Origin of the sequence: Imperialibacter sp. (assembly GCF_040222385.1) — a bacterium.
In the GTDB taxonomy this organism is placed as follows: Bacteria; Bacteroidota; Bacteroidia; order Cytophagales; family Cyclobacteriaceae; genus Imperialibacter.
On record NZ_JAVKDF010000049.1, the window covers coordinates 179713 to 193541 of the forward strand.

Consider the following 13829-nt stretch of genomic DNA (forward strand, 5'->3'; position numbering starts at 1 on the left):
TATGAACACCTCGACATTAGCGGTTGAAAAAAAACAACCCAAAAAGACCATCAGAGTATCAGGTTCAGAAGCATTGCTTATGTGCCTGCTCGAAGAGGGCGTTGACTCCATTTTCGGATATCCCGGAGGAGCCATTATGCCGATCTACGATGCTTTGTATGGCTACCAAGACAAACTCACCCATTACCTGACCCGCCATGAGCAGGGAGCTGCCCACGCCGCTCAGGGTTATGCCAGGGTAACTGGCAGAACGGGTGTCTGTTTCGCTACTTCCGGGCCCGGAGCTACCAATCTGATTACCGGCATTGCCGATGCTCAGATTGACTCAACCCCTATGGTCTGTATCACCGGTCAGGTTCCTTCTCATTTACTGGGAACTGATGCTTTTCAGGAAACTGATGTGATTGGCATTTCTATGCCCGTAACAAAATGGAACTATCAGGTAACCAAAGCCGAGGAAATACCAGGAGCTATTGCCCGGGCATTTTACATTGCCAATACTGGCAGGCCCGGCCCTGTGTTGATCGATATTACCAAAGATGCACAGTTTGCGATGGTGGACTTCTCTTATGAAAAGTGCACCAAAATCCGCAGCTATCATCCCTACCCTGTATTGGATGAAAGCAAGGTGGAAGAAGCCGCTGAAATCATCAACAGTGCGAAGAAGCCATTCTGCCTCGTAGGCCACGGCGTTTTGATTTCACACGCACAGGAAGCCCTTAGCGAATTCCTGATCAAAGGTGACATCCCGGCAGCATCAACTCTTCTGGGACTTTCGGCACTTTCTACGGATCACCCGCAGTACGTTGGGTACCTGGGCATGCATGGCAATTATGGCCCCAACATCAAAACCAATGAGTGTGATGTGCTGATTGCGATAGGCATGCGGTTCGATGACCGGGTAACGGGTGACTTGAAAAAATATGCACGGCAAGCCAAAGTGATTCATATTGAAATCGATCCTTCAGAGATTGATAAAAATGTGAAGACCACCGTGGCGATCAATGCAGATGCGAAAGCAGCGATCAAATCATTGATTCCGAAGATCAAAAAGGCAGAGCACAAAAGCTGGATGGCGGAATTCAAAGAGTGCGACAAGTTGGAGCATGAAAAAGTCATCCAAAAAGATCTTTATCCAACAAGCGGCGAAGTGAAAATGGGTGAAGTAATCAGGCTTTTCAACGAAAAAACGCAAGGGAAAGCGATTTTGGTTACTGACGTTGGGCAGCATCAAATGGTGGCCACCAGGTACTATGGCTTCAACGAAACCGACAGCAACGTGACGTCGGGCGGACTTGGCACCATGGGCTTTTGTCTTCCGGCGGCTATTGGCGCCAAGCTTGGCAAACCAGACAGACCTGTGATTGCCGTGATAGGTGACGGCGGCTTCCAGATGACCATCCAGGAACTGGGCACCATCTTCCAGTACAATATTGGTGTGAAGATCGTGGTGCTCAACAACAACTTCCTTGGCATGGTGCGCCAGTGGCAGCAGTTGTTTCACGGCAAGCGGTATTCATCTACTGAAATGGTCAACCCTAATTTTCAGTTGATCGCTGAGGGCTATGGCATTCCATGTCAAAAGGTGGTAGAAAGAGACGACCTTTCGGCTGCTATCGACAAGATGCTGAGCACTGATGGCCCTTACTTTCTGGAGGTAGTAGTAGAGCAGGAAGAAAACGTGTTCCCTATGGTTCCCTCCGGTGATTCAGTATCAAACATTCGTTTAGAGTAAAAGAGCAGTATTATGTCACAGTCATTATATAACGAACAAAACGGGCAGGATCCTGAAAGACTCTTCACCATGTCAGTCCTGACAGAAGACAAATCGGGACTCCTGAACCATATTACCATCATATTTTCCCGCCGGAAGATCAATATCAGCAGTCTGAACGTCTCAACGACAGAGGTAGCTGGTGTGAGCCGCTTCACCATAGTGGTGCATAGCACACGGGAGCAGGCAGAGAAGGTAGTAAAACAGATCAGAAAGCTGGTGGATGTACTTGGAGCATTTCTTTACGAAGAAGACCAGGTGCATTATCAGGAGATTGCCCTGTACAAAGTACCCACCAAGATTTTCATGGGGGGTAACAAGATTGAAAAACTTGTCAGAGACAACGGAGCACGAATACTTGTCATAGAAGAAGACTATATTGTGCTCGAAAAAACGGGCCACAAAGACGAAACATCTGATCTTTTCAAAAAACTGGAACCCTATGGTGTCCTGGAGTTTGTCAGATCGGGCCGTGTAGCCATCTCGATGAGCAAAAGAAAAACCGAAACCTTTATCAAGGAATTGGAAGAAGTAAAAACCAACCTATTGTTTCAATAGCGGTCATAATGTAAATCCTAATTTTAATAAGAAAACACAAGAAAATGGCAAAGATCAACTTTGGAGGCGTAGAAGAGGAAGTAGTAACCAGAGAAGAATTTCCTTTAGAAAAAGCCAGAGAAGTCCTTAAAAACGAAACCATAGCCGTACTGGGATATGGAGTACAAGGTCCTGGACAGGCACTCAACCTGAGAGACAATGGTTTCAACGTTATCGTTGGCCAGCGTAAAGATTCGAAAACATGGGACAAAGCAGTGAAAGACGGCTGGGTTCCTGGCAAGACGCTATTTGAATTGGAAGAAGCCTGCGAAAAAGGCACTATCCTTCAGTTTCTCCTTTCTGATGCCGGACAAATTGCGCTTTGGCCAACAGTAAAGAAGCACCTAAGCAAGGGCAAGACACTTTATTTCTCTCACGGCTTCGGCATCACTTACAAAGACCAGACTGGCATTGTGCCCGACGCTGACATTGATGTGATCCTTGTAGCACCCAAAGGATCGGGCACCAGCCTCCGCCGTCTGTTCCTTGAAGGAAAAGGCTTGAACTCCAGCTTCGCAGTTCATCAGAACGCCTCCGGCAAAGCAAGAGAAAATGCAATTGCCCTTGGCATTGGTGTAGGATCAGGCTACCTGTTCGAAACCAACTTTAAAAAAGAAGTGTTCTCTGACCTTACTGGCGAAAGAGGCACATTGATGGGTGCTTTAGCTGGTATTTTGGAAGCACAATACACGCTGCTTCGCAAAAAAGGACACTCACCATCAGAATCATTCAATGAGACGGTGGAAGAACTGACCGAGTCTCTTATCAAGCTGGTAGCTGAAAACGGCATGGACTGGATGTATGCCAACTGCTCAACGACTGCCCAACGTGGTGCACTTGACTGGAAAAACAGGTTCCGTGATGCCGTAGCTCCTGTGTTCGACGATTTGTATGAAAGCGTAGCAACTGGCAACGAGGCTCGCATCACTATCGAAGCAAACCGTCAGCCGGACTACCGTGCGAAACTTGAAGTTGAGCTGGCTGAACTTCATAATTCAGAAATGTGGCAGGCAGGCGCTCAGGTGCGCAAGCTTCGTCCGAAACAGTAAATGGTAAATGGTAATCAGTAATCAGGTGACACCGATTACTGATTACCGATTACTTGATGCATTTACCTCCCCCAATGTCCTCCACACAATCTCCCCTCGTTGCCGCAGACAAAATCCTGCAGGCCAAAATCACGCTCAAAGACGTTGTCCCCCCCACTCCGCTGCAATTCAATCAGCAGCTTTCTGAGAAATATGACGCCAGGATTTACCTGAAGCGAGAAGACCTTAACATTGTTCGTTCTTACAAGATAAGAGGAGCCTTCAACAAAATTGCTTCGCTGTCGGATCAGCAAAGAGCCAACGGTATCTTCTGTGCCAGCGCTGGTAATCATGCACAAGGTGTTGCTTATGCGTGCTTCCATCAGAAAATCCATGGCAAGATTTACATGCCCACTCCCACGACCAGTCAGAAGATCGACAGGGTGCGGATGTTCGGAAAAGAATTCGTTGAAGTAATTTTGATCGGCGACACGTTCGACGATGCCAATTCCCAGGCCGTTAAAGACTGTGAAGCCGCTGGCGGCACCTTTGTTCCTCCCTTTGATGACGAGAAAGTAATAGAAGGCCAGGGCACAGTGGCAGTGGAAATACTGGACGAAATTTCCGAGCCCATCGACTACCTGCTCGTTCCTATTGGCGGCGGCGGGCTCTCTGCCGGTGTTGGGAGCTACTTTAAAGCATTGAGCCCAAAGACAAAAATCATTGGTGTAGAGCCCCTGGGTGCCCCGGCCATGAAAAAATCGCTGGAAGCAGGTCATGTGGTTACATTGGAACAGATCGACAAGTTTGTGGATGGCGCCGCCGTGCAAAGCGTTGGCAAGCTTAATCTGGAAATCTGCAAAGAGGTGCTCAACGAGGTAGTACTTGTGCCAGAAGGAAAGGTATGTACTACCTTACTGGAGCTTTACAACAACGAAGGCATCATCGTCGAACCAGCGGGAGCCCTTACCACCGCAGCACTCGACTTGGTAGCTCATCAAATCAAAGGAAAAACGGTTGTAGCCATAGTCAGTGGCGGCAACAACGATATCATTCGGATGGCAGAGATCAAAGAGCGGTCGATGCTGTACGAAGGGTTGAGGCACTATTTCATCGTTAAGTTTCCGCAACGAGCCGGTGCCCTCAAAGAGTTTCTTGTGAATGTGTTGGGGCCGAATGATGACATCATCCTTTTCGAGTACACCAAAAAGACGGCTCGTGAAAACGGCCCGGCCATGATCGGCATAGAGTTAAAGGATCGGAACGACTTCCAAGGCCTGCTCGATAGAATGAAGGCCTATAACATCAACTACCAGCTACTCAACAACAAGCCTGAGCTGTTTGGGATGCTGGTATAGCACCGCCACAAATTAGCCCGGCACTACCACTTCCCCCAACCACTCCGGTTTGGTCGTTCTCACCTCCGCTCCAAGGTCATGGAGCAGGTTGTAGAGTCCAAAGTAAGTCCTGTTGATGTACAACCCATGCCTGGAACCTCTCGGGTGTTTGGAATTCTTGAACTCCTTGCGCTTGGAGATTCCTTCGCCCAGGTCGAAGATTTTCTTAAAATACTCTTCGTTGGCAAAATCAAATGATTCTTTGTGAAAAGGAGCGCCCAATAGCTGCATCATTTGCTTGAACACGTCGACATATAGCACTTTATAGTCGGCTGGATCGTCTTCATACAGAAAGCACAAGTCGTGAAATGCCGCCACCAGCTCCTCTTCTTTCCACAGCAAGTCTTCCCTCATCAGTTGAAAATAGGTTCTGTAAAAATCTTCGGGAATTACTTTCACACAGCCGAAGTCTATCACTCCCAGGCTGCCATTTTCCATCATGAGGAAGTTACCCGGATGAGGATCCGCATGCACCTGCAGGAGATTGTGCACCTGATGGTTGTAGAAGTCCCACATCGCCTGACCCATCTGGTTTCGCAGGTTCTGTGAAGGATTGGTTTTCAAAAATTCTTTCAGGTGCAAACCCTGCAGCCAATCCATGGTCAAAATCCTTTCTGAAGACAATTCAGCATAGTATTTAGGAAAGGTCAGATTCGGAATATGGGCGCAGGCTTCCGAAATTTGCTTTGAGCGCAACAACTCCAGCTTGTAGTCGGTTTCTTCCAGCAGGCGCTCCTCCACTTCTTCCATATAGTGATCAAGCTCCTGCTCGTTGAGCTTTACAAGTCTCAGGGCAAAAGGCTTCACCAGCTTCAGGTCCGACCTAACGCTGCCAGCCACTCCAGGATACTGCACCTTCACAGCAAATTCCCTGTCACCGATAGTGCCCTTATGCACCTGCCCAATAGATGCTGCGTTCACCGCACTTTTGGTAAACGATTCAAAAGCCTCAGTTGGCAACTTTCCAAGCTGTTCTTTAAAAGTCTTTACTACCAATGGATAAGACAACGGAGGCGCACTGTACTGCGCCATGGAGAACTGGTTCTGGTAGGCTGTGGGCAGGATATTCTTATCCATGGCCAGCATCTGCGCCACTTTCAGCGCACTTCCCTTGAGCTCGCTCAACGAACCATAAATATCTTCGGCATTGGCTTGATCAAGATCCTCACGAGAAGCATCTCCGGTGATGAAGCGCTTGGCATAGTGCTTTACATAGTTGCCTCCCACTTTGGCACCCGTTCTCACAAACTTCGACGCTCTTTCTACTTTTGATGTGGGGATGCTGGATTGTTCTTTCATTTTGATCAGGCTTCTTTCTTCGATTGATAAATAAACTTGGCCAGGTCTAGCAGTGAATCCACAGCTCCCCGTCCCATGAGGTCAAAAGCTAGGTTGACGGCTTTTTCTATCGCAGCGTCCGTTTTTTCAAAGCCTTTGCTTTCGTCTTTGTGCCAAAAATTGAGAATAAACAAAGTTTGTACCCACATGGCCTCGCCATACCTGTCGCTGATAAAAGGCCGGTTCGCTATTTCGTCTGTGTCTTTCCCTTCAATCACAAGATTATTGGCCCAGGAAAGAAATTCGGATTTAAATGCCTTGAGGAAATAAGGCGTTGTGGTGGGGTGCTTCACAGCCTGCATCTGCCACAGGATATAGCTCCTGTTTCGCTTCAGCTCCTCAATCAGTGTATAGTAGAATGCCAAAAGCTTCTCCCTGACAGAGTACTCTTCGTAAACCTTTTCTGATTCAATAGCCTGGATGGTGGCACTGACAAAGTCATGCCAGATACCCTTTTCAATAGACTCAAATGAATTGTAAAACTCATACAAATCTTCTTCCTTCAGCTTGAGCGACTTGGCAAACAAAAAAAAGGAAGATGGTGCTGAGCCATTTTCCAATACGTGCTCTTTGTATTTGGCTCTGATGTCGGCGCTTTGAGGTGTTTTGGCTCCAGCTTTTGCTTTGGGAACCTTAGCTTCTTTTTCCATAGCATCATAACCAGTTTTTCGCCTAAATGGTTAGCTATGGAGTGAAAAAAAATTATTGGTCTATGACGCTGTTCGTTATGTATTTGTTCACCTTCTTTTTTAAATCTTCTGGATCAAATGGTTTTATGATATGGTCGTTCATACCGAATCGCTTTACCTTATCCCGGTCTTCCATCATGGTAGAGGCTGTGAGGGCAATAATGGGTGTGTTAATTCCGAGTGCCCTTATTTGTCTCGAGGCTTCGTAGCCATCCATGACAGGCATTTGCAAGTCCATCAAAATCAGATCGTACTTTTTGTTCTTGACTTTGTCAACAGCCTCAGCGCCGTTGGCCGCTATTTCGATGCCAAATTCCCATTTCTTCAAAAACTTCTGTGCTACCAGCACATTGACTTTGTTGTCTTCAACCAGAAGAATATTCGCTCCTTTATTCCCTGGTTCACCTGCATCCGCCAGCGCTTCATCTTCTTCCACAGCGTGATCCACAGTTTCGAACCTCTGAATAAAGTAAAACTCCGAGCCCTTTCCTTTCTCGCTGTTGAGACCGAGTTGTACGCCCTGAAGGTTAAGCAACCTTCTGGTAATTGTTAAACCGAGCCCAGTGCCCCCATATTCTCTGGTCACTGAGGTGCTTGCCTGAGTGAAGCTGTCAAATATTTTCTGCTGGTCGGCCATGGAAATGCCTATGCCCGTATCCTTTATCGCAAACCGGAGTGTTATATGGTCTTCATCTCTGTCCAATTCATTCACTATTAATTCAATACCACCTTCTTTGGTGAATTTCAGGGCGTTGCTGATCAAATTGCTTAACACCTGACTTGTCCGTGTCGAATCACAGAGAATAGATTGAGTTATCGCTTCGTCAACCGATACCTTAATATAAAGCCCTCGTTCATCGGCTATCCTTTCGAAAACCTGCTTCAAGCGAGCCGTTAGCTGCCTGATGTTGACAGGCATTTTCTCGAACTCAATCCTGTTGGCTTCAATTTTATTGAGATCGAGGATATCGTTGAGGATCACTAGCAGGTTCTCAGCAGAAAATTTGAGTGTATTGAGTGCTTCTTTGTGTTCCTTTTTTGGTTTGTCACCAATCATATAGTTGGTTAATCCTATTACGGCATTCATTGGCGTTCTGATTTCATGCGACATCATCGAGAGGAAGTCAGACTTGGTTCTCGACGCCTCCTCCGCCTCTTCCTTGGCCACCCGCAAAGACCTTGTCACTCTGAAGAACATGTTCAACGACTGAAAGAAAAAGAATGAAATAAACCCAATGAACGTAAGGAGTCTGTTTTCGGGCTCTAGTGCCAGGTAAACATATATTTTGTAGATAAACACCAGCAGCACTACCATGGTGCTAGCCAAGGCATAATTGGCTCCGTCCCGATTAAACCTGGCAGCAGCAGCATACACGTAGGAAACGTAGGCAATCACAGCGACCATTACGAATAAATAGGGCTCCACAAAAAGTGTGAAAATGGTGCTGGGCAAAACAAGGGTCAGCAGGCTCAGTAAGCCGGAAATACCTGCAAACCCACCCAAAATAATCAGGCTGCCGTCTTTTGGAAAAAGGGTGTAGGAGTAGATAGCAAACAATGAAGGCGCCAAAAATAGGGCCAGGTACTCAAAATGCAAGGTCACAGTCCAGGGAATATCAGGATACAGAATGTGCAGCGCATAATTATCGGCACCGAAAAACCTGTAGCTGAATACCAGGCAAAAAAGACCGAAAGCGATGATGTAGTTTTCTTTTTGCCCAAACAGGTAAAGCCCCAGGAAGAAAAGACCAGCCATAATCAGGCAACCGGAGAGCAACAGGTCGTAGCTGATATTGAAGAGGCTGTCATGCATAATTCTATCCCGTGCTCCCAATAGAATGGATTCCCGGGCTCCTCCTTTCGAGTGATGAAAATTGGAGATATGGAGCACTAACTCCAGGGTATCAGAGCTGGGAAGGATTCTCAGGGTTTTGGGAATCCAATGAGGCTCCGAAGTTTCTTTGGTGTTGCCCACCACGCCATTTTCCCCCAGCAGTTGACCATCGACATACAGATCGTAGTCACTGTAGAAGTGACTGATGGCAATTGACAACGGGGGAGTTTGCTTGGGTAAAAGTAACTTGACCCTGTAGGTGGCAAAGCCCTGACTCGACAGTTCTACACCACCAGCAGTTTTTGAATCATTCCAGAGCTTGGGGAACATGAAGTAATCAGGTGCTGGAGCAGCGTATTTGAACTGCTCTGGGGTTATCAATCTTTCCCAATAAAACTCCCACTCGCCCTCAAGTTGTGCTTTCCCCTGGGAAAAATCGAATTCCCTAAGGTCAATAATACCCCTCTCCGCTTCCCGGGCCTGTGCCCCAAAAGAAAGTCCAACAAACAAACAAAAGAATTTGACCAGGCTCCGCATCGCTCGAAAATACGCTGCAATTTATGTATTTATAGTGGCGCACCGATAGTGCTGTAATATTTTATAGCTTTTCGACATTTTTCAGACACCCTATACGACCACAAACGCTTTCAATTAACTCCGAAACGGTTGGTTGGAAAAATATGATAGCAAACTTTCGCATGAATAGCTTTTATGAAAATTAGCAAAAGGCTTACATTTGGCTCGTTTGATTTTTTAATATAGTCAATCGAATTGATGAACTCAGTCCCTTCCGAATACCCGCCGCTCCCAGTAACGTTAGAGGGTGAGCATGTAATCGTTCAACCGATGCTTCCTGAGCACCTCGCCAGCCTTTGCGAAGTTGTCAAAGACGGTGAACTGTGGAAGCTTTGGTACACGCTGGTACCCTCACCAGAAACAATGGAAGCCTGGATGCAAAATGCTTTTAAGGAGCAGGCCAGCCAAACCTGCCTGCCTTTTGTGATCTATAGCAAGGCGCATCAAAAGATAGTTGGAGCTACCCGTTTCCTGAGAATCGAGAAAGCCGTACATCGATTGGAAATAGGTTCCACCTGGTATGCAAAGGCTGTTCAGCGCACTGCGATTAACACCGAGTGCAAGCATTTGCTCCTTACACACGCTTTTGAAAGCCTGAAATGCATTGCTGTGGAGTTTCGAACCCACAGAATGAATGCAGCATCGAGGGCAGCCATCGAGCGGCTTGGCGCTCAACTTGACGGCATCTTCCGAAACCACTATATTATGCCCAACGGCACCATGAGGGATACCGCCGTTTATAGTATTATCGACACTGAATGGCCTACAGTGAAAAGCGGGCTGGAGTACAAACTGGGGAGATAGCTTTACCTGGGGCTTATCTTGTAGCTTTCTTCGGCCACTTTCATGATCATCTCTTTCGAGTAATAAACAGGGAAATATTTGTCATTCGCCCAAAGGTCGAAGAGGTTCTTGTAGTATTTGCTATCCGGATCACCCGACTGCCCGGGCGAATTGATGCCCATCGACCGGTCCCAGCTTTGGGTGTCCATGATGATACGAAAGGTGGCACCATGTGTTTGATTGTCGCCTGACCCCGTCACACCGGGCGTTAGGTGGTAGCCTCCCCGTGGTGCGGGGCCAACATCAAGTTTTTTCCTTACTTCAGCTGACACCGCTTCGCTCATGGGGTGTTTAATGACAACGTGATGGTTCTTCTCCTGCCCATACTGCCACTTGTTTTGATCCTTCCCCAGCTTTTGTTCCAGCTGAGCGATGGCGGTGGAAAGAGAAGAAGTCAGCAGGTCATCTCTTCCTTTGACGGGATCACTGCCAAAAACGGGCGGTGGTGCCTGCAGCCAGCCGATCACCTTAAACATGGAAAGCCCTGAAATGTGTGCCCTCGCCTCTGCCGGAATCATCAGATCCTTCATTCTTGTGTTGATCTCTTTTTCCCAGGCTGCGTAAATGGCAGCCGTTGTTGAATTCTTATCGAGCACAAAGTCCCAGGCTAGCAATTTGCCTCTGGCAGCATTTGTTTTTGTGTCAGCAATAGACAAATTCTTCAACATAGGCACTATCTCTCTGGCAGGAAGTGCCAGGTAGTCAGTTTGCATGGCGGCCATATCCCCCAGGCTCAGCACCCTACCCGAAGCTATGATCTCCTTCAGCCTGTCGCCCCTGTACCCATCACCCCAATCAAACGTAATGATCTCAGGAAACTCATAATCGGTTTTCGTAAGGTTCTCATTGGCGGTAATCACGTATCCTTCCACCGGATTGTAGCTATGAGGCTTGGCTTTGATTGGCAAATAACCATCCCATTCGTAGCGTCCGTCGCCGGGCACGGGCACCATGCCGCTGAAGTTCTTACGGATGGGTGCAATGCCCACAGCCTGCCAGCCAATATTTCCCTTCCGGTCGGCCCATATCATATTTTCTCCTGGAATATGGCTGTAGTTGCAAGCCTCCCGAAACTCTTCCCAGGTCTCAGCCTGGTCCATTCTTAAACTAGCCAGGTAGGGTGCGCCGCCCACCTCCTGCCACCCACAACGAACGGCATAAGCGACATGTTTATCCGCTTTTTCAAACACTACAGGGCCATGGCGGGTGTATTTCAATTCAACAGTGACATCGGGCCGGTCTTTCACTTTTATCGTCTCAGTGATGATTTTCATATCTTCCCAGCCGCCGTTGTATTTGTACTGGTTAGGGTTTTCCGGATTTGTTTCATACACATACAAATCTTCGCTATCGTTGGTAAATACCGTCAGCCCCCAGGCGCCATACTCGTTGTGACCAATGGAAATGCCGGGAATTTCGGGTTCTCCCGCCCCTATCACATTCCAGCCAGGCGCTACCAGGTGCGACCAGTAGCGAAGCGATGGTGCAGCGAGGCTTCGATGCGGATCGTTGGCCAGCATTGGGTAGCCACTCTGAGTACGTTCGCCGCTTACTACCCAGTTGTTACTGCCAACAGCGTTTCTGAGTTCCTGCCTGTCAAGCGCAAAGTCGTCTTCCCATTTAGCTGCCAACTCGCTGTACTTCTCCATACCCTCCCTGGCGCTGGCTTGCACATCTGAGGGTTGAAATTTGACAGATTTCCGGTAAGCATTGTAAAGCTCAAGGATATCTTCGGTCAGCAGCGACTGGTCGATAACCGGATCCATGTTCAGATCCGGATCGAACGGGTGATAGTACTCTATTTCCTTAAACTTTTCGGCTCCAATCGCTGCCACGGCCCTGGCTGCCTTCAGTTCGTTGCCAATATTACCCAACAACCCCTGATGCCTTGAAATAACCACTTCTGGCGTCCACGGCTGCGGTTTTGTCTTCAACAGTTGAAACTCGATGGGCAGCTTCTCTGGAGCTGCATTGGCTTCGGCGATATAGGCATTTACCCCATCTACAAAAGCGGTGATGATTTCCTCACCTCTTTCATGATAATGGTTCATTTCTGCTTTCATGTTTCCCCGAAACTTGAACAACCTCGTGCCTATGTCCCTTTTTATTTCCCTTTCTCCCAGCAGTTCAGCTACTGTACCAGTGGCCTGCCTTCGCCAAATTTCAAACTGAAAAAGGCGATCTTTGGCAGCCATGTAGCCCTGGGTGAAAAAGAGGTCGTGCTCATTCTCAGCATAAATATGATTAATGCCCCAGGGGTCACGGTATACCTCTACTTTATCCTGCAGCCCGGCAACTGTTAGTTGTTGAGCATGCGATGTAAAAAAGCTGAAAAGCAATAAGAAGGACGGTGCTGCTATTTTTTTTAACATCAATTCTGAGGTTTACGATGGGTTGTATAGATTTGAGAAGGTATAAAAATTAAGCCCGACAAGAGGCTGTATTTTTTTATAAAGGCCAAAAAGATGACTGAGGAGACAATAAAAGTTATAGACGGATACGAGCATGTGCGCCATCATCCGAGGGCATTTACCCCGGAAATCACCTTGCAAAAGAGCCTGCACTTTTATCAGGACATGGACTTTCGGCGAACCGTTAGGGATTTCTCCGACAAACCAGTTGATCGGGCAGTGATCGAAAATATCATAAAAACCGCCTCTACAGCACCTTCGGGAGCACATAAGCAGCCGTGGACATTTTGTGCCATTTCAGATACGAGTATCAAAAAGGAAATTAGAAAAGCAGCCGAACAAGAAGAATACGATAGCTACCATGGCCGCATGAGTGAACGCTGGCTGAAAGACCTCGCACCTATAGGCACCAACTGGGACAAACCCTTTCTTGAAACAGCTCCATGGATAATTGTGGTCTTCAAAAAAGTGTATGACAAGGATGAAGACGGCGAAAAGATTAATAACTACTACGTAAACGAATCGGTGGGAATTGCCTGCGGGATGTTCATTACTGCGGTGCACATGGCTGGTTTGGTGACACTGACACACACACCAAGTCCTATGAATTTTCTTTCGAAAATACTCGACAGGCCCGACAATGAAAGACCCTATTTATTGTTGCCAGTTGGTTATGCCGCTGACGAGGTATATGTGCCTAAGCTGGCACGAAAGCCGCTGGAGGAAGTGGCTAAATTTTATTGAGCAGGCTCTAGGCGCAGGGCTTCCTTGAAATCGAGCCCAAATTTCACCCTGTCGTGCATATTCCTCATAATTCTCCTGGGCCCCACAATAATCATATTGTGATTTTTGAACTTTACAGTAATGGTAACATTCTCCATCCATTGATTCAGCGACACAATCCCACTGATCTCAGGATCGAAAACCATCACCTGGTCTTTATCTTTTCTCAACTCGTATCCTTCTTTTCGCATCGCTTCAGTGACTAGCTTGCCAAGTTTTTTCTTGGTGACATGCGTAACTTTCAGCGTGGAGTGTCTGGTGATGTAAGCAATCCCACCGGCAAGAAAAAAGGGAAGAAGAATAAACCGGTAAAGCCCCTGGCCCACAATGATTCCTTCAAGCGACTGATCCATTAAGTAACTCGCCAAAAGTGACAATCCTGCCAGGATAACTATTAGCAAACTAAAAACCTTAACAAATACCTGGGGTTCAAATCGTCCTAGTGAATAAGTAATCTCCGGTTTTTTATCCATTCCTTGGGGCGTATTAACGTGGCTGCAATAATAACTTTTGAAAATGACTTAATTCAATTTCATTTTCAATAAATCTTACAACGGCC

The 13829-nt window shown here is 47.2% G+C and carries 11 protein-coding genes; 6 read left to right on the top strand and 5 right to left on the bottom strand.

Features of this window, described 5'->3' with window-relative positions; translation table 11 throughout:
* Window position 1: 1 nt before the first annotated feature.
* The 4 genes from ilvB to ilvA all read left to right on the top strand — a co-directional run bounded on the left by ilvB (window position 2) and on the right by ilvA (window position 4757).
* A complete protein-coding gene (gene ilvB, locus RIG68_RS24205) occupies window positions 2-1735 on the top strand; it encodes a biosynthetic-type acetolactate synthase large subunit (protein WP_350128504.1) in 1734 nt (577 codons plus the stop codon).
* 12 nt (window positions 1736-1747) lie between these two features.
* Window positions 1748-2332, top strand: coding sequence for an acetolactate synthase small subunit (ilvN, locus tag RIG68_RS24210; protein ID WP_350076694.1), 585 nt, complete (start codon window positions 1748-1750; stop codon window positions 2330-2332).
* A 44-nt stretch (window positions 2333-2376) separates the two neighbouring features.
* Window positions 2377-3420: a ketol-acid reductoisomerase gene (gene ilvC / locus RIG68_RS24215; protein ID WP_350128506.1), complete on the top strand. Its 1044-nt coding sequence runs from the start codon at window positions 2377-2379 to the stop codon at window positions 3418-3420.
* A gap of 74 nt (window positions 3421-3494) precedes the next feature.
* Entirely contained in the window at window positions 3495-4757 is a 1263-nt protein-coding gene (ilvA, locus tag RIG68_RS24220; protein ID WP_350128509.1) for a threonine ammonia-lyase, read from the top strand.
* A gap of 12 nt (window positions 4758-4769) precedes the next feature.
* Here the strand turns inward: ilvA and RIG68_RS24225 are convergent, their stop codons facing one another.
* From RIG68_RS24225 to RIG68_RS24235, 3 genes are read right to left on the bottom strand one after another with little or no spacing between them, the layout of a single operon-like run.
* Complete coding sequence (locus tag RIG68_RS24225; RefSeq protein ID WP_350128512.1) at window positions 4770-6095, bottom strand: ABC1 kinase family protein; 1326 nt, start codon at window positions 6093-6095, stop codon at window positions 4770-4772.
* 5 nt (window positions 6096-6100) lie between these two features.
* Entirely contained in the window at window positions 6101-6784 is a 684-nt protein-coding gene (locus RIG68_RS24230; RefSeq protein ID WP_350128515.1) for a TetR family transcriptional regulator C-terminal domain-containing protein, read from the bottom strand.
* 52 nt (window positions 6785-6836) lie between these two features.
* The gene (locus RIG68_RS24235) at window positions 6837-9167 is read right to left on the bottom strand and encodes a response regulator (RefSeq protein WP_350128518.1); all 2331 of its coding nucleotides are present in this window, start codon (window positions 9165-9167) and stop codon (window positions 6837-6839) included.
* Between the two features lie 264 nt (window positions 9168-9431).
* On the opposite strand from RIG68_RS24235, the gene RIG68_RS24240 reads away from it, so the two are divergent.
* Window positions 9432-10037 (top strand): GNAT family N-acetyltransferase, encoded by a 606-nt coding sequence (locus RIG68_RS24240; protein ID WP_350128521.1) that lies wholly within the window; start codon window positions 9432-9434, stop codon window positions 10035-10037.
* A 2-nt stretch (window positions 10038-10039) separates the two neighbouring features.
* Here RIG68_RS24240 and RIG68_RS24245 read toward each other — a convergent pair whose 3' ends face one another.
* Window positions 10040-12448 (bottom strand): penicillin acylase family protein, encoded by a 2409-nt coding sequence (locus RIG68_RS24245; protein WP_350128524.1) that lies wholly within the window; start codon window positions 12446-12448, stop codon window positions 10040-10042.
* A gap of 93 nt (window positions 12449-12541) precedes the next feature.
* On the opposite strand from RIG68_RS24245, the gene RIG68_RS24250 reads away from it, so the two are divergent.
* Window positions 12542-13231 carry a nitroreductase family protein gene (locus RIG68_RS24250; protein ID WP_350128527.1) on the top strand — a complete coding sequence of 230 codons (690 nt, stop codon included), beginning with the start codon at window positions 12542-12544 and terminating at the stop codon, window positions 13229-13231.
* Here RIG68_RS24250 and RIG68_RS24255 read toward each other — a convergent pair.
* Window positions 13225-13743, bottom strand: a complete 519-nt coding sequence (locus RIG68_RS24255) for a hypothetical protein (RefSeq protein WP_350128530.1) — start codon at window positions 13741-13743, stop codon at window positions 13225-13227. The two genes, RIG68_RS24250 and RIG68_RS24255, sit on opposite strands and share 7 nt — an antisense overlap.
* Between the last annotated feature and the right edge of the window lie 86 nt (window positions 13744-13829).

Excerpts from the sequence above, each read along its gene's own strand:
- RIG68_RS24245 (WP_350128524.1), bottom strand. The coding sequence starts at position 12,448 with ATGTTAAAAAAAATAGCAGCACCGTCCTTCTTATTGCTTTTCAGCTTT.
- RIG68_RS24240 (WP_350128521.1), top strand. The coding sequence starts at position 9,432 with ATGAACTCAGTCCCTTCCGAATACCCGCCGCTCCCAGTAACGTTAGAG.
- RIG68_RS24250 (WP_350128527.1), top strand. The coding sequence starts at position 12,542 with ATGACTGAGGAGACAATAAAAGTTATAGACGGATACGAGCATGTGCGC.
- ilvA (WP_350128509.1), top strand. The coding sequence starts at position 3,495 with ATGTCCTCCACACAATCTCCCCTCGTTGCCGCAGACAAAATCCTGCAG.
- ilvN (WP_350076694.1), top strand. The coding sequence starts at position 1,748 with ATGTCACAGTCATTATATAACGAACAAAACGGGCAGGATCCTGAAAGA.
- ilvB (WP_350128504.1), top strand. The coding sequence starts at position 2 with ATGAACACCTCGACATTAGCGGTTGAAAAAAAACAACCCAAAAAGACC.
- RIG68_RS24255 (WP_350128530.1), bottom strand. The coding sequence starts at position 13,743 with ATGGATAAAAAACCGGAGATTACTTATTCACTAGGACGATTTGAACCC.
- RIG68_RS24230 (WP_350128515.1), bottom strand. The coding sequence starts at position 6,784 with ATGGAAAAAGAAGCTAAGGTTCCCAAAGCAAAAGCTGGAGCCAAAACA.
- RIG68_RS24225 (WP_350128512.1), bottom strand. The coding sequence starts at position 6,095 with ATGAAAGAACAATCCAGCATCCCCACATCAAAAGTAGAAAGAGCGTCG.
- ilvC (WP_350128506.1), top strand. The coding sequence starts at position 2,377 with ATGGCAAAGATCAACTTTGGAGGCGTAGAAGAGGAAGTAGTAACCAGA.